This is a genomic window from Streptococcus sp. 1449 (assembly GCF_013276805.1).
GTDB classification, from domain to species: domain Bacteria; phylum Bacillota; class Bacilli; order Lactobacillales; family Streptococcaceae; genus Streptococcus; species Streptococcus pseudopneumoniae.
On sequence record NZ_VMLS01000010.1, the window covers coordinates 49215 to 68955 of the forward strand.

The 19741-nt window shown below is 41.9% G+C and carries 18 protein-coding genes and 2 pseudogenes; 17 read left to right on the forward strand and 3 right to left on the reverse strand.

The features are described 5' to 3' along the window. Positions 1–20: 20 nt before the first annotated feature. From HT687_RS02950 to HT687_RS02960, 3 genes are all read right to left on the reverse strand, one after another. Positions 21–1052, reverse strand: a complete 1032-nt coding sequence (locus tag HT687_RS02950) for a S66 peptidase family protein (RefSeq protein ID WP_050207607.1) — start codon at positions 1050–1052, stop codon at positions 21–23. Between the two features lie 313 nt (positions 1053–1365). Then, positions 1366–2049 carry a DUF1129 domain-containing protein gene (locus HT687_RS02955; protein ID WP_000078022.1) on the reverse strand — a complete coding sequence of 228 codons (684 nt, stop codon included), beginning with the start codon at positions 2047–2049 and terminating at the stop codon, positions 1366–1368. Between the two features lie 11 nt (positions 2050–2060). Continuing rightward, complete coding sequence (locus HT687_RS02960) at positions 2061–3005, reverse strand: magnesium transporter CorA family protein (protein ID WP_000815623.1); 945 nt, start codon at positions 3003–3005, stop codon at positions 2061–2063. Positions 3006–3136: 131 nt separating this feature from the next. On the opposite strand from HT687_RS02960, the gene uvrA reads away from it, so the two are divergent. From uvrA to rpsJ, 17 genes and pseudogenes are all read left to right on the forward strand, one after another. Then, complete coding sequence (gene uvrA / locus HT687_RS02965; protein WP_138706686.1) at positions 3137–5968, forward strand: excinuclease ABC subunit UvrA; 2832 nt, start codon at positions 3137–3139, stop codon at positions 5966–5968. After that, positions 5961–7022, forward strand: a complete 1062-nt coding sequence (locus HT687_RS02970) for a Xaa-Pro peptidase family protein (protein WP_001042866.1) — start codon at positions 5961–5963, stop codon at positions 7020–7022. Before uvrA ends, HT687_RS02970 begins: the two co-directional genes overlap by 8 nt. Positions 7023–7153: 131 nt before the next feature. Further along, a complete protein-coding gene (gene spx / locus HT687_RS02975) occupies positions 7154–7552 on the forward strand; it encodes a transcriptional regulator Spx (RefSeq protein ID WP_000591165.1) in 399 nt (132 codons plus the stop codon). 65 nt (positions 7553–7617) lie between these two features. Further along, positions 7618–8187 carry an SP0191 family lipoprotein gene (locus HT687_RS02980; protein WP_000725131.1) on the forward strand — a complete coding sequence of 190 codons (570 nt, stop codon included), beginning with the start codon at positions 7618–7620 and terminating at the stop codon, positions 8185–8187. Between the two features lie 86 nt (positions 8188–8273). Then, complete coding sequence (locus HT687_RS02985) at positions 8274–8540, forward strand: IreB family regulatory phosphoprotein (protein ID WP_000507059.1); 267 nt, start codon at positions 8274–8276, stop codon at positions 8538–8540. 3 nt (positions 8541–8543) lie between these two features. Continuing rightward, entirely contained in the window at positions 8544–8963 is a 420-nt protein-coding gene (gene ruvX, locus HT687_RS02990) for a Holliday junction resolvase RuvX (protein ID WP_001808830.1), read from the forward strand. A gap of 15 nt (positions 8964–8978) precedes the next feature. Next, on the forward strand, positions 8979–9284 hold the full coding sequence (locus tag HT687_RS02995; RefSeq protein ID WP_000017620.1) for a DUF1292 domain-containing protein: 306 nt from the start codon (positions 8979–8981) through the stop codon (positions 9282–9284). A 205-nt stretch (positions 9285–9489) separates the two neighbouring features. Continuing rightward, positions 9490–10740, forward strand: a complete 1251-nt coding sequence (locus HT687_RS03000) for a folylpolyglutamate synthase/dihydrofolate synthase family protein (protein WP_172924077.1) — start codon at positions 9490–9492, stop codon at positions 10738–10740. Between the two features lie 83 nt (positions 10741–10823). After that, positions 10824–11288, forward strand: a pseudogene (locus tag HT687_RS03005) (SP_0198 family lipoprotein). Positions 11289–11433: 145 nt separating this feature from the next. Further along, complete coding sequence (cls, locus tag HT687_RS03010) at positions 11434–12966, forward strand: cardiolipin synthase (RefSeq protein WP_138707064.1); 1533 nt, start codon at positions 11434–11436, stop codon at positions 12964–12966. Between the two features lie 254 nt (positions 12967–13220). Further along, positions 13221–14759, forward strand: a complete 1539-nt coding sequence (locus tag HT687_RS03015; RefSeq protein WP_172924078.1) for a damage-inducible protein CinA — start codon at positions 13221–13223, stop codon at positions 14757–14759. Between the two features lie 119 nt (positions 14760–14878). Beyond that, positions 14879–17086: an anaerobic ribonucleoside-triphosphate reductase gene (gene nrdD / locus HT687_RS03020; protein ID WP_023935579.1), complete on the forward strand. Its 2208-nt coding sequence runs from the start codon at positions 14879–14881 to the stop codon at positions 17084–17086. Positions 17087–17097: 11 nt separating this feature from the next. After that, complete coding sequence (locus tag HT687_RS03025) at positions 17098–17238, forward strand: hypothetical protein (RefSeq protein ID WP_000521618.1); 141 nt, start codon at positions 17098–17100, stop codon at positions 17236–17238. 43 nt (positions 17239–17281) lie between these two features. Beyond that, positions 17282–17789, forward strand: a pseudogene (locus HT687_RS03030) (GNAT family N-acetyltransferase). Beyond that, a complete protein-coding gene (gene nrdG, locus HT687_RS03035) occupies positions 17782–18372 on the forward strand; it encodes an anaerobic ribonucleoside-triphosphate reductase activating protein (RefSeq protein WP_001064218.1) in 591 nt (196 codons plus the stop codon). Before HT687_RS03030 ends, nrdG begins: the two are co-directional and overlap by 8 nt. Then, a complete protein-coding gene (locus HT687_RS03040) occupies positions 18369–18986 on the forward strand; it encodes a phosphoribulokinase (protein ID WP_000725982.1) in 618 nt (205 codons plus the stop codon). Before nrdG ends, HT687_RS03040 begins: the two co-directional genes overlap by 4 nt. Before the next feature lie 253 nt (positions 18987–19239). Continuing rightward, positions 19240–19548, forward strand: a complete 309-nt coding sequence (gene rpsJ / locus HT687_RS03045) for a 30S ribosomal protein S10 (RefSeq protein ID WP_001284513.1) — start codon at positions 19240–19242, stop codon at positions 19546–19548. Positions 19549–19741 lie beyond the last annotated feature (193 nt).

A 19741-nucleotide genomic window follows, 5' to 3' on the forward strand; every position in this document is an offset into this window, starting at 1 on the left:
CTGAGAAACTTTTCCCAGCTTTATTTGTTATAGTCAAAGAGAATGACTTGTTCCTGTGCATCTACATGAGCATGGACCCCAAAGGGTACAATTGCTCTTGGAGTTGCGTGGCCGACATTCAGATTATAGACAATCGGGATATTGCTGTCAATGATATCCAATAGTGCCTCTTTATAGTCGTCATGGAAAGTTTCATCCATAGGTTTTCCGACCAAGAGTCCATTGATGACCGCGAATATGCCAGTGTCCTTTAAAGTTAGCAACATCTTTTTGAAGTCTTCTGGCTTAGGCTTTTCTTCGCTTGTTTCGAGCAAGAGGATTTTCCCTTCCCAGTCTGACAAGTCAGGGAAAAGTTTGTATTTTTGGCAGAGCTCCGTGCTATCTGCGTATCGAGAGTTGTCAAAGATATCGTAGAGGGATTCGAGGCAACCACCGAGGATTTTCCCCTCGAACTGGGCACTTCCTTGCAACAAGTCAAAACCTGTATTTGTATGACTGACACGAGGTGTTCCCAGGGCCGTGGGACTAAAATCAGTTCGTTCCTCATACCAAACGTCACTAGGGCGGATTTCTGAAATTCTTCCCGTCTCAATCAATTCTTTAAAGTAGTGAAGGCTATAGGCTAGCATTTCTTTGTCTAATTCACAAATGTCTGCTAAAAAGGATTGACCATAAAAAGTCTTGATTCCTAATTTATGCAACATGAGGTGGTTCATGGTTGTATCCGAGAAGCCAAGAAAAATTTTTTGTTTGATAACCTTTTGGAGTTGGTCATTTTCAAAAAGATAAGGTAGCAAGCGATAGGTATCGTCTCCACCGATGGCACATAGGATCATGTCGATGCTATCATCAGAAAAGGCATGAATCAAATCCTCTGCACGAGCTTCAGGATGGTCCTTGATAAAGTCTAATCCTTTTAACGAATGGGGCAAAAAGATAGGATTGAGTCCCAGATCCTTGAGACGTTGGATACCCAAGTCTACTTCGTGTTTGACAAAGTCCTCTCCGATAATGCCACTAGATAAACTAACAATACCAATAGTAGAAATCATATCTGATCCTCCTAGAAATAGATTGAGCCTATTTTATCACAAAATATAAGAGAAAGCTATGTGGGATTTCAGAAGAATACTTTTAATACTCTTCGAAAATCTCTTCAAACCACGTCAGTTTTATTTGCAACCTCAAAGCTGTGCTTTGAGCAACCTGCAGCTAGCTTCCTAGTTTGCTCTTTGATTTTCATTGAGTATGAGCCTATTTTATCACAAAAGATTAGATGGAGCTATGTGGATGTCAGAAGAATACTTTAAAATCAAAAAAGTAAGTGAAAAAGCAACCGCACCTGCAGTTGCTTTTATCGTTTTCTTATTCTTGATAGCGTGTTGGTCCTGCACTTGCACTACGGATATTCAAGCGTTTCTTGAGATAGAAGCGAAGGGCTAGGAGGGCTGCTCCAATAATAGCTAGTGGCAATGGATCCAGTACTGGGTTAAGGCTAGCTGGTAGGAAGCTTGTTGCAAAGAAGACAAGCAACCAAAGGAACATAGAAGCTAGGATAACTAGTACAGATTTCCAGAAAGGTGGACGTTGACTGCGATCCATATCTGGTCCATAGTATTGGTAAACAAAGTAGTACATCAAGTAGAAGGCAAATCCACCAACCAGTCCAACTAATAGAAGAGTAATCAATCCATAGCCGAAAGCTTGATCTGCCGCAAAGAAGGTTGTGAGGGCGCTGACAAGGGCAAAGAGGCTAGTGATGAAAAGAGCTGAGTCCATAATCATGAGTTTTGGATCATCATTTTCTTTTGGATGCTCTTTTTCGTACTGCTCTTTGACAGTGAAGCTATGAGCCCAATGAGTTGGTGCGCCGTATAGGGAACGGGCAGTTGTACCTTTAGATTGCTCCTCAAGGATTTGGGGAATGACTTCCTCAAAAATAGTCTGGATTTCAGCGTCTGTTTTCCCATCTTTGATGAATTGTTGGGTAGCAATGTGGACAAACTCTTGGTTTTTCTTAGTTAATTTTTGTAGATCAATCTGAGACATAGGAACTCCTCTTAGAACCATTTTTTATGGATGAGATAGAGAGTGAGCGAGACACTCATAGCAAAGGCGATAAAGACGATTAACCAGAAGGCATTTGGCTCTCCGTTTAGGGGGATTTCATTATCCTTAAAGTTCATCCCGTAGGCAGAAAAGACCATGGTTGGGATGGACATGACGATGGTCACAAGAGCCAAGGTTTTCATGATGTTGTTCTGGTTGTTAGAAATGATAGAGGCGAAGGTCTCTGTCATAGAATGCAAGACGTTTCCATAAATGTCTGCCATCTCGATGGCCTGTTGGGTTTCAATCAGGGTGTCTTCAAGCAGGTCTTCGTCCTCAAGGTATTTCTTGATATTGCTGGTTGAACTGGTCAATTTCTTAATCACACGCTCATTTGTTTTGAGGGAGGCCTTGAAATAGACGATGGTTTTTTCTAATTCCATGAGTTCAATCAATTCTTCATTACGAGTTGATTGATGCAGTTGACTTTCGATTTGTTCACTCTTGCGGTCAATCGAACGAAGGGCTGTTAGGTAAAGCTCTGCATTGCGATAAAGAATCTGGAAGATAAAACGCGAACGCATAAAAGTATAGAAATTACGCAATCGACGGTTGATAAAGACATCGAGGACTGGTAATGGTTCCAAACAAGTAGTGATAATGGTTTCCTCGGTGATGATAATACCAAGCGGGATGGTGACGTAGTAGGTGCGGTTATTTCTTTCCTCTGTGACCGGCACGTCAACGATAATCAGGGTGTACTCGTCTTCAATGGTAATACGAGACATTTCTTCCGCATCGAGCGGTGCTCGAAGGTCCGCAATATCAATATCGAAGGCGTTAGCGATTTCCAGTGATTCATTTTGAGTCGGATTGACGAGATTGATCCAAGTACCCGGTTCAAGCGTATCGATCTCTTTAAATTCAGTTGTTGTAGAGAGAAAAACTTGTTTCATATCCCTTATCCTTTCTCATTTTTCAGATTTTTTCACACCGTACTATTATACTACAAAATCGGCCTTTTGGGTAATAGAATCTCACTTTTTTTGGTATAATGGTAAGCAATAATGGACTAGAAAGAACAAAGATGCAAGATAAAATTGTCATTCATGGGGCGCGTGCCCATAATTTAAAAAATATTGATGTGGAGATTCCGCGAGACAAGTTGGTTGTCGTGACTGGCTTGTCAGGTTCAGGGAAGTCCAGTCTGGCTTTTGATACCCTCTATGCGGAGGGACAACGTCGCTATGTAGAGAGTTTGTCCGCCTACGCTCGTCAGTTCTTGGGAAATATGGAAAAACCAGATGTAGATGCTATTGATGGTCTCAGCCCAGCTATTTCCATCGACCAGAAAACGACTAGCAAAAACCCTCGTTCGACGGTGGGAACAACGACTGAAATCAATGACTATCTGCGTCTTCTCTACGCACGTGTGGGGACGCCTTACTGTATCAAGGGGCATGGAGCTATCAAGGCTTCTTCGGTGGAGCAAATCGTTGATAAGGTTTTGGAGTTACCTGAACGCCAGCGCTTGCAGATTTTGGCCCCTGTCATCCGCAAGAAAAAAGGTCAACATAAGAGTGTTATCGAGAAGGTTCAGAAAGATGGGTATGTCCGTGTCCGTGTGGATGGGGAAGTCTATGATGTGACCGAAGTGCCAGAGTTGTCCAAGAGCAAGCAACACAATATCGATGTCGTGGTTGACCGTATTGTCATCAAGGAGGGCATTCGTAGTCGTCTCTTTGATTCCATTGAGGCTGCCCTTCGTATCGCAGAAGGCTATGTCATTATCGACACTATGGACGATTCGGAGTTGCTCTTCTCTGAGCATTATGCCTGCCCAGTTTGTGGATTTACTGTTCCAGAGTTAGAGCCACGTCTCTTCTCCTTCAATGCTCCTTTTGGCTCTTGTAGTGAGTGTGACGGTTTGGGCATCAAGTTGGAGGTGGATACTGATTTGGTAGTGCCAGACGCCAGCAAGACCTTACGTGAGGGAGCGCTAGCACCTTGGAATCCTATCTCATCCAACTACTATCCAAACATGCTAGAGCAGGCTATGACGACCTTTGGAGTGGATATGGATAAGCCTTTTGAGGACTTGTCAGAAGAAGATAAAAACTTGATTCTATACGGCTCAGATGGCAAGGAATTCCATTTCCACTATGAGAATGAATTTGGTGGCGTGCGCGATATCGACATTCCGTTTGAGGGAGTTATCAATAATATCAAACGTCGTTACCATGAAACCAATAGCGATTACACTCGCACTCAGATGCGTCTCTACATGAATGAGCTGACCTGCGGAACCTGTCAAGGCTATCGTCTCAATGACCAGGCCTTGTCTGTCCGTGTGGGCGGCCAGCAAGGGCCACATATTGGAGAAATCTCAGACCTGTCTATCGCTGACCACTTGGACTTGGTGAGCCAGCTGACCTTGTCTGAAAATGAAGCCATCATTGCTCGTCCCATTCTCAAGGAAATCAAGGACCGTTTGACCTTCCTTAATAACGTGGGCCTTAACTATCTAACCCTGTCACGTTCGGCAGGAACCCTTTCAGGTGGGGAAAGTCAGCGTATTCGCTTGGCAACTCAGATTGGTTCTAACCTATCAGGCGTCCTCTATATCCTAGATGAGCCGTCAATCGGTCTTCATCAGAGGGATAATGATCGCCTGATTGCCAGTCTCAAAAAGATGCGTGACTTGGGCAATACTCTCATCGTGGTAGAACACGATGAAGATACCATGCGTGAGGCGGATTATCTGATTGACGTTGGTCCTGGTGCGGGTGTTTTTGGTGGGGAAATTGTTGCGGCAGGTACGCCTAAACAGGTAGCTCGTAACAGTAAGTCTATCACAGGCCAGTACTTGTCAGGCAAACGTGCCATTCCAGTGCCAACAGAGCGCCGTGTGGGAAATGGTCGTTTTATCGAGGTGACGGGAGCGCGTGAGAATAACTTGCAAAATATCACTGCTCGCTTCCCATTAGGAAAATTTATCGCAGTGACAGGGGTATCAGGTTCAGGGAAATCGACATTAATCAACAGTATCCTCAAAAAAGCTATTGCTCAGAAGCTCAACCGTAATTCAGACAAGCCTGGTAAATTCAAGACCATCACAGGGATTGAGCATGTTGATCGTTTGATTGATATTGACCAGAGCCCGATTGGACGAACGCCAAGGTCTAACCCTGCTACCTATACAGGAGTTTTTGACGATATACGTGACCTCTTTGCTCAGACTAATGAAGCCAAGATTCGAGGCTACAAGAAGGGGCGTTTCAGTTTCAATGTCAAGGGAGGTCGCTGTGAAGCTTGCTCAGGTGACGGGATTATCAAGATTGAGATGCACTTCTTGCCAGATGTTTATGTGGCTTGTGAAGTTTGCCACGGAACCCGCTATAACAGTGAAACCCTAGAAGTTCACTACAAGGAAAAGAATATTTCGCAGGTCTTGGATATGACGGTCAACGATGCGGTAGAATTTTTCCAACACATTCCGAAAATTCAACGCAAACTCCAGACCATCAAGGATGTAGGTCTAGGCTATGTGACCTTGGGACAGCCAGCTACCACCCTTTCTGGGGGAGAAGCCCAACGTATGAAGTTAGCTAGCGAACTCCACAAACGCTCGACAGGAAAATCTTTCTACATTCTGGATGAGCCGACGACAGGGCTTCATACAGAGGACATTGCTCGCCTGCTCAAGGTTTTAGCTCGCTTTGTAGACGATGGCAATACAGTCCTCGTCATCGAGCACAATCTGGATGTTATCAAGACGGCAGACCATATCATTGACTTGGGACCTGAGGGCGGTGTCGGTGGTGGAACCATCATCGTAACAGGAACTCCAGAAGAAGTAGCTGCCAAGGAAGCCAGCTATACAGGACACTATTTGAAAGGAAAGTTACATCATGAATAAACGCGTACAAGCATTTCTAGCTAAAATGCAAGAAAAAGAACTAGATGGTATCATCATCAACAATCTTAAAAACGTCTATTATTTGACTGGTTTTTGGGGCTCAAACGGAACAGTCTTTATCAGCCGTGACCGTCAGGTCTTAGTGACAGACTCTCGCTATATCATCGCAGCTAAGCAAGAAACCAGTGGTTTTGAGATTGTGGCTGGTCGTGATGAATTGGCTGTCATTGCAGGAATTGTTAAGGACATGGGCTTGACTCGTATCGGTTTTGAAGATGAGATTTCAGTGTCTTATTACCACCGTATGCAGGCAGCTTTTGCAGGTTTGGACTTGCTTCCACAAACTCAGTTTGTGGAAGGTCTTCGTATGATTAAGGATGAGGCAGAGATTGCAGCGATTCGCAAGGCTTGTTCTATCTCAGACCAAGCTTTCCGCGATGCGCTTGACTTTATCAAACCAGGAAAAACTGAAATTGAGATTGCCAACTTCCTTGACTTCCGCATGCGTGAGTTGGGAGCATCTGGCTTATCTTTTGATACGATCCTAGCTAGCGGTATCAATTCTTCTAAACCCCATGCCCATCCAATGCACAAACCAGTGGAGTTGGGAGAAGCCATTACCATGGACTTCGGCTGTCTCTATGACCACTATGTCAGTGATATGACCCGGACTATCTATCTAGGGCATGTTAGCGATGAGCAGGCAGAGATTTACAATACGGTTCTAAAAGCTAACCAAGCCTTGATTGACCAAGCTAAGGCAGGCTTAGGTTTCCGTGACTTTGACAAAATCCCTCGTGATATTATCATTGAGGCAGGTTATGGCGACTACTTTACTCACGGCATTGGCCACGGTATTGGTCTGGATATCCATGAGGAACCCTACTTTAGCCAGACTTCTACAGAAACTATTAAGACAGGTATGACCTTGACCGATGAACCAGGTATCTATATCGAAGGCAAATATGGCGTTCGTATCGAGGATGATATCCTGATTACAGAGACAGGTTGTGAATTATTGACCCTAGCTCCAAAAGAGTTGATAGTCATTTAGTTGTTTGTCAAGAAAAAAGTACGAAAATGACGAAAAAAGTCAAAAAAAATTAAAAATAGGTCGCAAGTCGGATGTTTTTTATGGTATAATAGACTAAACTGATAGTAACATGTAGCGAAAGGGGTAGGTACATGATTAAAATTTATACAGTCTCAAGTTGTACTAGCTGTAAAAAAGCAAAAACCTGGCTTAATGCCCACCAGTTAAGTTATAAAGAACAAAACCTTGGTAAAGAAGGAATTACGCGAGAAGAATTACTGGATATTCTAACCAAAACAGATAACGGAATAGCCAGTATCGTCTCATCTAAAAATCGCTATGCCAAAGCCCTTGGAGTGGATATTGAAGATTTGAGTGTTAACGAAGTCCTCAATCTGATTATGGAAACACCTAGAATTTTAAAGAGCCCAATCCTTGTAGATGAAAAACGCCTGCAAGTTGGCTATAAGGAAGACGATATTCGTGCCTTCCTACCACGCTCTGTCCGTAATGTAGAAAATGCAGAAGCACGTTTGCGTGCAGCTCTATAAACATCAAGGCTGGGAGCAATTCCCAGTCTTATTCTATTTTAATTTCAAAAAGAAAGAAGAAAGAAATGAAAAAAATAGTTCTTGTTAGTCTAGCTTTCCTTTTTGTCCTGGTTGGTTGCGGACAGAAAAAAGAAACTGGACCAGCTACAAAAACAGAAAAAGATACGCTTCAGTCGGCATTGCCAGTTATTGAAAATGCTGAGAAGAATACAGTTGTAACCAAGACTTTGGTCTTGCCCAAGTCAGATGATGGTAGCCAGCAGACCCAAACCATTACTTACAAAGACAAGATTTTTTTGAGTCTAACTATCCAACAAAAGCGTCCAGTCTCAGATGAGCTGAAGACCTACATTGACCAACATGGAGTGGAGGAAACTCAAAAAGCTCTTCTCGAGGCGGAAGAGAAAGACGACTCCATCATAGAAGCTCGTAAATTAGCAGGATTTAAGCTTGAAACAAAACTATTGAGTGCAACAGAACTTCAAACAACGACTGGTTTTGATTTTCAAGTTTTGGATGTCAAGAAGGCTTCTCAGTTAGAATATTTGAAGAATATTGGCTTAGAAAATCTTTTGAAGAATGAACCAAGCAAATATATTTCAGACAGATTGGCAAATGGTGCGACAGAACAATAGAAAATCCAAATAAATAAACTGCCTGAATTGTAGAACGTAAGGAATTATGCTATAATGGTACTATTCTAAGGAAAGAGGGTGTTAGAATGGGATTTACTGAAGAAACAGTACGTTTTAAATTGGACGATTCCAATAAAAAAGAAATTAGCGAAACTTTGACTGATGTCTATGCTTCGTTGAACGATAAGGGCTACAACCCAATTAACCAAATTGTAGGTTACGTATTGAGTGGAGACCCTGCCTACGTTCCTCGTTATAATAATGCACGAAATCAAATCCGTAAGTATGAGCGTGATGAAATCGTTGAGGAATTGGTTCGCTACTACCTTAAAGGACAAGGAGTCGATCTGTAACCTATGAGAATTATGGGATTGGACGTCGGTTCAAAAACGGTAGGGGTGGCTATTAGCGACCCGCTCGGTTTTACAGCTCAAGGGCTTGAAATCATCCAAATCAATGAGGAGCAAGGCCAATTTGGTTTTGACCGCGTTAAGGAGCTGGTTGATACTTACAAGGTGGAACGATTTGTAGTGGGCCTGCCTAAAAACATGAACAATACAAGCGGACCGCGCGTAGAAGCTAGTCAAGCCTACGGAGCAAAGCTAGAAGAGTTTTTTGGTTTACCAGTAGACTATCAGGATGAACGCTTGACAACAGTGGCTGCTGAGCGTATGTTGATTGAACAAGCAGATATCAGTCGCAATAAGCGCAAGAAAGTCATTGATAAGTTAGCAGCTCAGCTGATTTTACAAAATTATTTAGATAGAAAATTTTAATATAAAGGAGAGGATATGTCACACGATCATAACCACGACCACGAAGAACGTGAACTAATCACACTAGTAGATGAGCAAGGAAATGAAACCTTGTTTGAAATCCTTTTGACAATTGATGGAAAAGAAGAATTTGGTAAAAACTATGTTCTTCTAGTACCAGTTAACGCAGAAGAAGACGAAGACGGACAAGTTGAAATCCAAGCTTACTCATTCATCGAAAACGAAGATGGAACAGAAGGCGAATTGCAACCAATCCCAGAAGACTCAGAAGACGAATGGAACATGATTGAAGAAGTCTTTAATAGTTTTATGGAGGAGTGATACAGTCTGGGAGACTGTATCAGCCCAACTCCTGAAAATTAGAAGAGTTGGAACATCCAGTGGATGTTTTAGCCCAAGTTAATATTCATAGTTGTTAGTGATTAGCTAACCAGGTGAGAGGTCGGGACGAAAATCCTGACCTCATTTTTTGTTATCTACGGAATTTTGCTAGATAATTGATTAGACTTTTGTCAAGGAGATGTGTATGTTTGAAGTAGGAGAATGGCTTTATAGTCGGATTGGTTTGAATTTTCGATCAGGCTTGAGCCGAATGCAACAAGCGGTGGATTTGTTAGGAAATCCTGAGCAGTCTTACCCTATTATCCACGTAACAGGGACTAATGGGAAAGGTTCTACCATTGCTTTTATGAGGGAGTTATTTATGGGGCATGGCAAAAAAGTCGCGACCTTTACCTCCCCTCATATCGTCTCTATCAATGATCGAATCTGCATTAATGGGCAATCTATAGCAGACACAGACTTTATCCGTTTGGCTGAGCAGGTCAAGGAGATGGAGAAAACGCTTCTGCAAACCCATGATCAGTTGTCCTTTTTTGAACTGCTGACCTTGATTGCTTTTCTTTATTTTAGAGAGCAAGAAGTGGATTTGGTTTTACTAGAAGTGGGAATTGGCGGCTTACTTGACACGACCAATGTGGTAACTGGAGAGCTTGCTGTTATCACCTCCATTGGGCTTGACCATCAGGAAACCTTGGGTGATAGTCTGGAAGCAATCGCAGAGCAGAAAGCTGGTATTTTCAAGGCTGGTAAGAAGGCAGTGATTGCGAAATTGCCTCCAGAAGCTAGGCTTGTCTGTCAGAAAAAAGCAGACTCTTTAGCTGTTGATCTTTATCAGGCAGGTCAAGATTTTTCAATGCTGAATGGTAATTTTTCAAGCTCTTTACTAAATCTTTCACAGCTGAACATAGGCTTAGAAGGAGCTTATCAGCAGGAAAATGCGGCCTTGGCGTTGCAAGCATTTCTTCTCTTTATGGGAGAAGGAAAGGAAGTTGTTGATGAGCAGGTTGTAAGACAGGCTTTGGAGAAGACCCATTGGGCTGGGCGTTTGGAGCGTATTCGCCCTCAGATTTACTTGGATGGTGCTCATAACCTCCCTGCCTTGACTCGCTTGGTTGAGTTTATCAAAGAAAAAGAGCAGGAAGCCTATCGTCCTCAAATCCTCTTTGGGTCCTTGAAACGGAAGGATTATCAAGGGATGTTAGGTTATCTGACTGAGAATTTGCCTCAGGTGGAACTCAAGGTAACTGGCTTTGATTATCAGGGAGCTTTGGACGAAAGGGATGTGACAGGTTACGATATAGTTTCTTCTTACCGAGAATTTATCAGCGATTTTGAAGAAAGAACAGATGCTCAGGATTTGTTATTCATTACAGGGTCTCTCTATTTTATCTCAGAAGTACGGGGCTACCTGCTGGGGCATGAACAGATAAATTGACCACCTTTTTTGAACTTGTTATACTAGGGGAATTGCTGGTTAGAGAAAATTTCTCTAAATTGGTAGTAGAAAGGAAATCCATCATGAAATTAAAAAGATTCACACTTTCTCTTGCTTCTCTAGCAAGTCTTAGTCTCGTAGTAGCTTGTTCACAAAGAGCTCAACAGATTCAACAACCAGCAGCTCAAGCACAAATATAACAAACTCAGCAATCACAACCTGCTGCTTCATCGTCTACAGAAAATACAAACCAGGTAGCAACAAGTTCTTCATAAAATGCACCTGAGGCTCAACCGACTGATATTGATGGGACTTATACAGGCCAAGATGACGGAGACCGTATTACTTTAGTGGTCACTGGAACGACTGGTACATGGACTGAGCTCGAATCTGACGGGGATCAGAAAGTCAAACAGGTCACATTTGATGCAGCAAATCAACGCATGATTATTGGTGATGATGTCAAAATTTACACTGTAAACGGTAATCAAATCATCGTAGATGATATGGATAGAGACCCATCGGACCAAATCGTTTTAACTAAATAAGACTATGCAAGTAGAAAAGGCTGGATTTTTCATCCTTTTTACTTTTACCTAGAAAATAATCATAAATACTTGCCTTCTGTCGAATAGCTGAGTTATACTAGTATCAATTACTTGTTTTTAGCATTCAAAATATCAAGGAGGGGATATGAAATATAGGAAATTTCAATTATTGATGTCCAAGTATGGCTTTAGTCTTTCGATTATGCTACTTGAACTTTGTCTGGTTTTTGGTCTCTTTCTTTATTTAGGACGTATGGCTCCCATTTTATGGATTACTGTCCTCATTCTACTGAGTATCATTACAATCATTTCGATAGTCAACCGTAATACGACTCCTGAGAATAAGGTAACCTGGTTGTTAGTAGCCTTTGTGCCAGTATTTGGCCCCTTGCTCTATCTGATGTTTGGTGAAAGGCGATTGTCCAAAAAAGAAATCAAACAACTGAAGAAGCTAGGCTCCATGCATTTCCAAGAAGCAAATAGCCAGCTACTAAAAGAGGAATTAAAAGAAAGTGATAAGGCAGCTTATGGCGTCATCAAGTCCTTATTGAGTATGGATACCAATGCCGATGTCTATGATCAAACTGCCTCTACATTTTTTCCTAACGGAGAAGCTATGTGGAAAAAGATGGTAGAAGATCTTAAAAAGGCTGAAAAATTTATTTTCTTGGAATATTACATTATAGAAGAAGGTTTGATGTGGAATCGCATACTAGATATACTAGAGCAAAAGGTCGCTCAAGGAGTTGAGGTTAAACTGCTCTATGATGATATCGGCTGTATGGCTACTTTAACAGGAGATTATGCACATCGACTTCGTCAGCTGGGCATCGAGGCCCATAAATTCAATAAAGTTATTCCTCGTTTGACAGTGGCCTATAATAACAGAGATCATAGAAAAATATTGATTGTTGATGGTCAGATAGCCTATACTGGTGGGGTCAATCTGGCAGATGAGTACATTAACCACGTCGAGAGATTTGGTTATTGGAAGGATAGTGGAATTCGCTTGGACGGACTAGCAGTAAAAGCCCTGACACGCTTGTTTTTAACCACTTGGTACATCAATCGAGGAGAGATTAGTGATTTTGATCAATATCATTTAGAAAATCATTCTATCCCAAGTGACGGTTTAACCATTCCATACGGAAGTGGACCCAAGCCAATTTTTCGAACGCAGGTAGGGAAAAAGGTTTATCAGAGTTTGATCAATCAAGCAACGGAATCGGTCTATATTACGACACCTTATTTGATCATAGATTATGATTTAACGGAGACAATCAAAAATGCTGCTATGAGAGGGGTCGATGTTCGGATTGTCACTCCTTACATACCAGATAAGAAGTTCATTCAGTTAGTCACAAGAGGCGCTTATCCAGACCTTCTTTCTGCTGGTGTTCGAATTTATGAGTATAGTCCAGGTTTTATTCATAGTAAGCAGATGTTGGTAGACGAAGATTTTGCGGTGGTGGGGACAATCAATCTCGACTACCGAAGCTTGGTACACCATTATGAAAATGCAGTCTTACTCTATAAAACTCCTTCTATAATGGAAATCGCCCGAGATTTTCAAAATATATTTGCAGATTCTCAGGAAGTCTATCCTCATTCTATCAAAACGAGCTGGTATCAAAAGCTTGTAAAAGAAATTGCCCAGTTATTCGCCCCTATCTTATAAGAAATCTAGGACTGAGGACACAAACCAGTCCTATTTTTCTTGTCTTTTACGAATAAGAAGATGTAGGAGGAAAGATGCTGACCCAGAAAGAATTGGATTATATCATATCATTTAAACAGACACAGTTACACCGCTTTCGAGAAATTGAAACCTTTGTGAAACTATGCAAAAAATCACTCAAACACCCATCGCAAGCTGACAATCCTAGGACTTTTTGATATACTAAGACAGATAAATTGAATAGGAGAAACGATATGAGTGTGTATGGTAGAGTAGAAGAAGTTCATCAGGAGAATCGTGAACCTCTAGAATACCAAATCGAACAAGAATTGCATCATCGTGAATCAAGTCGTCTTCCTTTGGTGAAAATTTTACTATGGAGTACGCTTGTAACAGGAATAACTCTAGGAGTACCGCTATTACTCGATTTAATGAGTGCACAAGAAGTGCAGGATTTTTATGCAGGTTGGGCGCTTCATCAGGCAGGGAAAATTTACAGCGACTATTATGGAAGTCAAGGTTTACTTTATTATTTGCTGACTTACGTGAGTCAGGGCGGATTTTTCTTTGCCATCTTTGAGTGGTTAGCCTTGGTAGCAGGCGGATTTTTCCTTTTTAGATCAGCGGACACCTTGACAAATCAAGGAGACCAAGCTGGACAAGTGGTGACTATTTTTTACATGCTAGTTACAGGTCTTGCTTTTGGTGGAGGCTATGCGACTCTTTTAGCGCTTCCTTTCTTATTCGCAGCCTTTAGTTTAGTTGCGGCTTATCTAAGTAATCCAAACCATGATAAGGGATTTGTACGGATTGGGCTAGCTTTGGCAGGCGGATTTTTCTTTGCTCCCTTATCATCGCTCCTGTTTATTGCTGTAGTGAGTTTAGGCTTGTTGGTCTTTAACCTTGGGCATAGACGCTTTGTGCATGGGTTTTATCAGTTTCTTGCAGTGGCTTTAGGTTTTTCACTTATCTTTTATCCAACTGCCTACTATAGTGTTGCAACAGGAAGTTTTGGGGATGCTATTAGTGGTATTCGCTATCCCATTGACAGTATTCGCTTTGATTTCACTTCTAAAATTTTAGAGAATATGGCTTTTTATGGCTTGTTGTCCCTTGGTTTGGGATTTGTGGTTTGTATCTTTTTAGGTCTCTTTCAATCCAAACCCTCTAAACTATACGTCATTTCGGTTCCTGCAAGTCTTGTGACAATTTTAGGTTTGATTTTACTTTTCTTTTCACAGGAGCCTCTGCACGCTTCCTGTTTGATGGTCGTCTTTCCTGTTTTTCTACTTTTATTGGTAACCAATATTAAGAGTCAACAGAGGGGGCGTAGTGTTAGACGAAGACGAAGAGAAACGCCAGTTAGTCTATGGAGTCGTTTCTTCAAAGGAAATCTATATCTGCCAGTTTTAGGGCTTGTCTATCTTTTGTCTATTCCTTTTTTGATGAAGTTAGTCCTTTATCCGGTACCTTATCAAGAACGTAATCGTCTTGCTGATTTGGTAAAAGAGGAGACAAATACGGAAGATGCTATCTATGCATGGGATGATACTGCGACTCTTTATCGTAAGAGTGAGCGCTTGTCGCCATCGGTGATTTTGTCTCCCGTGCACTATACAGCAACTGAGGAAAACCGGAATAAGCTACTCAATGACTTGAAAGAAAAACAACCCAAGGTGATTGTGGTAAATGACAAGGTGCCAGTCTGGTCTGAAGTAGAAACACTCTTAAAAGAAAATTATCAACCAGTAAAGACAGATTACTCAGAGTTTAAAGTCTATAAAATCAAATAACCAAATCAATATCTTGTGTATTTTTAAAAATTTTAGGATTTTTAACACAAGATATTGATTTTTCTTTTTAGAGTGGTATAATACTTTTTAGAAAGAACATTTTAGAAAAGAGCATGCATATGATTGCACTAGAAGAAAAAATTACAATTTTGCCAACTCTCTTCGTCGAGAAACGAGATGGGAGACGTGTTGTATTTGATGTGGACAAGATTGACAAGACTCTCCACAAGGCGGCAGACAAGGTTATGGATGTGACACCCTTGGTCGAAAAACGCCTCAATGCTCTGACCGAGCGAATTGTCACAGAAATTCATAGTCGCTTTCCAAAGGGAGTGAAGATTTATGAAATTCAAAATATCGTAGAACATGAACTCCTTGAAGCCAAAGAATATGCGCTGGCTGAGGAGTATATTACTTATCGGACGCAGAGGGATTTTGAGCGATCAAAAGCTACAGATATCAACTTTAGTATTCATAAGCTTCTTAATAAAAATCAGGCAGTTGTCAATGAAAATGCCAATAAAGACAGCGATGTCTTTAATACCCAGCGTGATTTGACAGCAGGCATTGTTGGGAAATCAATCGGACTGCAAATGCTTCCCAAGCACGTAGGCAATGCCCACCAAAAGGGGGATATTCACTATCACGATTTGGACTACAGTCCCTATACCCCTATGACCAACTGCTGTTTGATTGATTTCAAGGGGATGTTGGAAAATGGTTTTAAGATTGGAAATGCAGAGGTAGAAAGTCCCAAGTCTATCCAGACTGCGACAGCACAGATTTCTCAAATCATCGCCAACGTTGCTTCTAGCCAGTACGGTGGCTGTTCAGCTGACCGTATCGATGAAATCCTGGCGCCTTATGCAGAGAAGAACTATCAAAAACATCTCAAAGATGCAGAAGAGTGGGTCTTGCCTGAAAAACGGGAAGATTACGCTTGGAAGAAAACGCAAAAGGACATCTACGATGCCATGCAATCTCTTGAGTATGAAATCAACACCCTCTTCACTTCAAATGGACAAACACCTTTTACTTCGCTCGGTTTTGGTCTAGGAACCAATCGTTTTGAGCGGGAAATTCAAAAAGCTATCTTGAACATCCGAATCAAGGGACTTGGTTCAGAACACCGCACAGCTATCTTCCCTAAACTTATCTTCACGCTTAAAAGAGGACTCAACTTAGAAGAAGGGACTCCCAACTACGACATTAAGCAGTTGGCTCTTGAGTGTGCAACCAAGCGGATGTACCCAGATGTCTTGTCTTACGATAAGATTATCGAGTTGACAGGTTCTTTCAAGGTTCCTATGGGTTGCCGCTCCTTCCTTCAAGGATGGAAGGATGAAAATGGTGTAGAAGTCAATTCAGGTCGCATGAACCTTGGTGTTGTGACAGTTAACCTACCTCGTATTGCTCTTGAGTCTGAGGGCGACATGAATAAGTTCTGGGAAATCTTCAACGAGCGAATGAATATCGCTGAAGATGCTCTGGTTTACCGTGTCGAACGCACTAAAGAAGCGACGCCAGCCAATGCTCCTATCCTTTATCAATACGGTGCTTTTGGCCATCGTCTAGGTAAAGAAGAAAGTGTTGACCAGCTCTTTAAGAATCGTCGCGCAACCGTTTCGCTGGGTTACATCGGTTTGTACGAAGTGGCTACCGTCTTCTTTGGAAATAGCTGGGAACACAATCCAGAAGCCAAGGAATTCACGCTGGATATCATTCGTGATATGAAACGCCGTGTAGAAGAGTGGTCTGACCAATATGGATACCATTTCTCTATCTACTCAACACCGTCTGAAAGTTTGATAGACCGTTTCTGCCGACTAGATACAGAGAAGTTTGGTTCTATTCCTGATATTACAGATAAGGAATACTACACCAATTCTTTCCACTACGATGTTCGTAAAAATCCAACACCGTTTGAAAAATTAGACTTTGAGAAAGTCTATCCAGAAGCAGGTGCGTCAGGTGGTTTCATCCATTACTGTGAGTATCCAGTCCTCCAGCAAAATCCAAAAGCCTTGGAAGCTGTCTGGGATTATGCTTATGATCGTGTAGGTTATCTAGGGACCAATACACCAATTGACCGTTGCTACAAGTGTGACTTTGAAGGGGATTTTGAAGCAACTGAGAGGGGCTTTGCTTGTCCTAACTGTGGCAACAGTGACCCTAAAACCGTAGATGTTGTTAAACGGACTTGTGGCTATCTAGGTAATCCTCAAGCAAGACCTATGGTCAACGGCCGTCACAAGGAAATCGCTGCGCGTGTCAAACATATGAATGGCTCAACGATTAAAATAGCTGGACATCAAGTAACAAATTAGAAAGAAATGAAATGGGAAAATATCAATTAGATGATAAGGGGCGTGCACAAGTGACCCGTTATCACGAGAAACACTCTAAAGGTGGAGCTGGTAAGAAAGAACGCTTGCTCAACCTCAGAGAACAATTTTTAAATAAGAATAAGAAGAAATAAAAGTGAGAGTCAGCTCTCGCTTTTCTCATAGTGGGAGGTAAGGATGGAATTACGCAGACCGACAATAGTAGATAGAGAAGCTGTTTTAGACATGATGGCAGAGTTTGAAAAGAGTCAATCAGTCCATGATGAGGGGCTTTGGGGATGTTGAGGATTTTTCTTACGAGGAGTGGCTAGAAGGTAACCGTAATAAAGAAATGGGAATATGGCTACCTGAAAATCGCGTTCCATCGATACAGTTCGTATTGTTTGGTGAATCAGGTTGTGCTCTAGGATTTTTGAATCTGCGATTGAGACTGAATGAGGGGTTACTGAATTATGCTGGCCACATTGGCTACTCCATCCGTCCATCAGAAAGAGGCAAAGGTTATGCAAAAGAGACTCTCCGTCAGGGCTTGCAAGTTGCTAAGGAAAAGAACATCAAGAAAGCTCTGGTGACCTGTAGTGTGAATAATCCTGCTAGCAGAGCAGTCATTCTAGCAAATGGTGGAATATTTGAGGATGCTCGCAATGGAGTCGAGCGTTATTGGATAGAGGTAGCGAATGAATAATCCAAAACCACAAGAATGGAAAAGCGAGGAACTTAGTCAAGGTCGTATCATTGACTACAAGGCCTTTAACTTTGTGGACGGCGAAGGCGTGCGCAACTCTCTCTATGTATCAGGCTGTATGTTTCACTGCGAGGGATGTTATAATGTTGCGACTTGGTCTTTTAATGCTGGTATTCCCTATACAGCAGAATTAGAAGAGCAGATTATGGCAGATCTTGCTCAACCTTATGTTCAAGGTTTGACTTTGCTGGGAGGGGAGCCTTTTCTTAATACTGGGATTCTCTTGCCACTTGTTAAGCGGATTCGGAAGGAATTGCCAGACAAGGACATCTGGTCCTGGACCGGCTACACTTGGGAAGAAATGATGTTGGAAACTCCAGATAAACTGGAACTCTTGTCACTGATTGACCTTCTTGTCGATGGAAGATATGATCGAACTAAGAGAAATCTTATGCTCCAGTTTCGAGGTTCGTCTAACCAACGAATTATCGATGTGCAAAAATCGCTCAAAAGTGGGCAAGTAGTGATTTGGGACAAGCTCAATGACGGAAAAGAAAGCTATGAACAGGTGAAGAGAGAATGAAGAAAAAAGACTTAGTAGACCAACTAGTCTCAGAGATCGAGACGGGGAAAGTCAGGACACTGGGAATATACGGTCATGGAGCTTCAGGTAAATTAACCTTTGCACAGGAATTGTACCAAGCTTTAGATTCTACTACAGTAAATTTGCTAGAGACAGATCCTTATATCACCTCAGGACGCCATCTGGTAGTACCCAAGGACGCGCCGAATCAAAAGGTGACAGCCAGTCTGCCAGTGGCGCATGAACTGGAGAGTTTGCGGAGAGATATTCACGCAATGCAGGCAGGTATGGATGTCTTAACAATTGAAGAACCTTGGAAGGCTAGTGAGGTCTTGTCTGGAGCAAAGCCAATTCTGATTGTCGAAGGGATGTCTGTTGGCTTTTTACCCAAAGAACTCTTTGACAAAACCATCTGTTTCTACACGGATGAGGAGACCGAATTAAGGCGGCGCCTAGCTAGAGATACGACTGTGAGAAATCGCGATGCATCCTTTATATTGGCTAGCCATCAGATGAGACGGGAGCAGTATCTGCGATACTATAAAGAAACTGAGTCAAGGGCGGACATTCTAGTGGACCAATCAGAAGGTAAATTTGATGTCAAGAGGACTTAACTTATATGGAAGAAAATCCCTAATTTTAAAAAGAAAAAATAGGAAAACAGTTTCATCGTAAAAAAACGAAAAAACAGCAACAAATCCCTTGCAATCGCAGGGGCTTTGTGTTATTCTATTATGGTGCTGTAAATTACAGCTTTAGCTTTGATGCAAGAGGTTGCGACACGCTCGGTTGCATTGCCACGCAACACCGCGTCGGTTTTCTTGTGGAGCTAGCCTATTATCTTAAATAGACGAAAAGGAGAAAAAGATGGCAAACAAAAAAATCCGTATCCGTTTGAAAGCTTACGAACACCGTACGCTTGATACAGCGGCTGCAAAAATCGTAGAATCAGCTACTCGTACAGGTGCACAAGTTGCGGGTCCAATCCCACTTCCAACTGAACGTAGCCTCTACACAATCATTCGTGCGACTCACAAATATAAAGACTCTCGCGAACAATTTGAAATGCGTACACACAAACGTTTGATCGATATCGTTAACCCAACTCAAAAAACAGTTGATGCTTTGATGAAATTGGATCTTCCAAGTGGTGTAAACGTAGAAATCAAACTTTAATCTAAAATATAAAAGAGCAGAGGCTGGTGTTTCAATCTAATTGGACACGGGCTAAACTTGGTGTGAAAAAGATAAACTTCCTAGTGTCTGCTAGACACTGCGTCAGTTTCCTATTTTCACTTTGAGTTTGACGCCCTTTGTATCTTAGACCTGAGCATAAAAAACGCTCGTTAAAAACTTTTTGAATAAAAAA

Bases quoted from the DNA above. Each gene is read 5' to 3' on its own strand.
- uvrA (WP_138706686.1), top strand. From the start codon at position 3,137: ATGCAAGATAAAATTGTCATTCATGGGGCGCGTGCCCATAATTTAAAA.
- HT687_RS02985 (WP_000507059.1), top strand. From the start codon at position 8,274: ATGGGATTTACTGAAGAAACAGTACGTTTTAAATTGGACGATTCCAAT.
- HT687_RS03000 (WP_172924077.1), top strand. From the start codon at position 9,490: ATGTTTGAAGTAGGAGAATGGCTTTATAGTCGGATTGGTTTGAATTTT.
- HT687_RS02980 (WP_000725131.1), top strand. From the start codon at position 7,618: ATGAAAAAAATAGTTCTTGTTAGTCTAGCTTTCCTTTTTGTCCTGGTT.
- HT687_RS02950 (WP_050207607.1), bottom strand. From the start codon at position 1,052: ATGATTTCTACTATTGGTATTGTTAGTTTATCTAGTGGCATTATCGGA.
- HT687_RS02955 (WP_000078022.1), bottom strand. From the start codon at position 2,049: ATGTCTCAGATTGATCTACAAAAATTAACTAAGAAAAACCAAGAGTTT.
- spx (WP_000591165.1), top strand. From the start codon at position 7,154: ATGATTAAAATTTATACAGTCTCAAGTTGTACTAGCTGTAAAAAAGCA.
- HT687_RS03015 (WP_172924078.1), top strand. From the start codon at position 13,221: ATGAGTGTGTATGGTAGAGTAGAAGAAGTTCATCAGGAGAATCGTGAA.
- rpsJ (WP_001284513.1), top strand. From the start codon at position 19,240: ATGGCAAACAAAAAAATCCGTATCCGTTTGAAAGCTTACGAACACCGT.
- HT687_RS02995 (WP_000017620.1), top strand. From the start codon at position 8,979: ATGTCACACGATCATAACCACGACCACGAAGAACGTGAACTAATCACA.
- HT687_RS02970 (WP_001042866.1), top strand. From the start codon at position 5,961: ATGAATAAACGCGTACAAGCATTTCTAGCTAAAATGCAAGAAAAAGAA.
- HT687_RS02960 (WP_000815623.1), bottom strand. From the start codon at position 3,005: ATGAAACAAGTTTTTCTCTCTACAACAACTGAATTTAAAGAGATCGAT.
- nrdG (WP_001064218.1), top strand. From the start codon at position 17,782: ATGAATAATCCAAAACCACAAGAATGGAAAAGCGAGGAACTTAGTCAA.
- HT687_RS03040 (WP_000725982.1), top strand. From the start codon at position 18,369: ATGAAGAAAAAAGACTTAGTAGACCAACTAGTCTCAGAGATCGAGACG.
- nrdD (WP_023935579.1), top strand. From the start codon at position 14,879: ATGATTGCACTAGAAGAAAAAATTACAATTTTGCCAACTCTCTTCGTC.
- cls (WP_138707064.1), top strand. From the start codon at position 11,434: ATGAAATATAGGAAATTTCAATTATTGATGTCCAAGTATGGCTTTAGT.
- ruvX (WP_001808830.1), top strand. From the start codon at position 8,544: ATGAGAATTATGGGATTGGACGTCGGTTCAAAAACGGTAGGGGTGGCT.
- HT687_RS03025 (WP_000521618.1), top strand. From the start codon at position 17,098: ATGGGAAAATATCAATTAGATGATAAGGGGCGTGCACAAGTGACCCGT.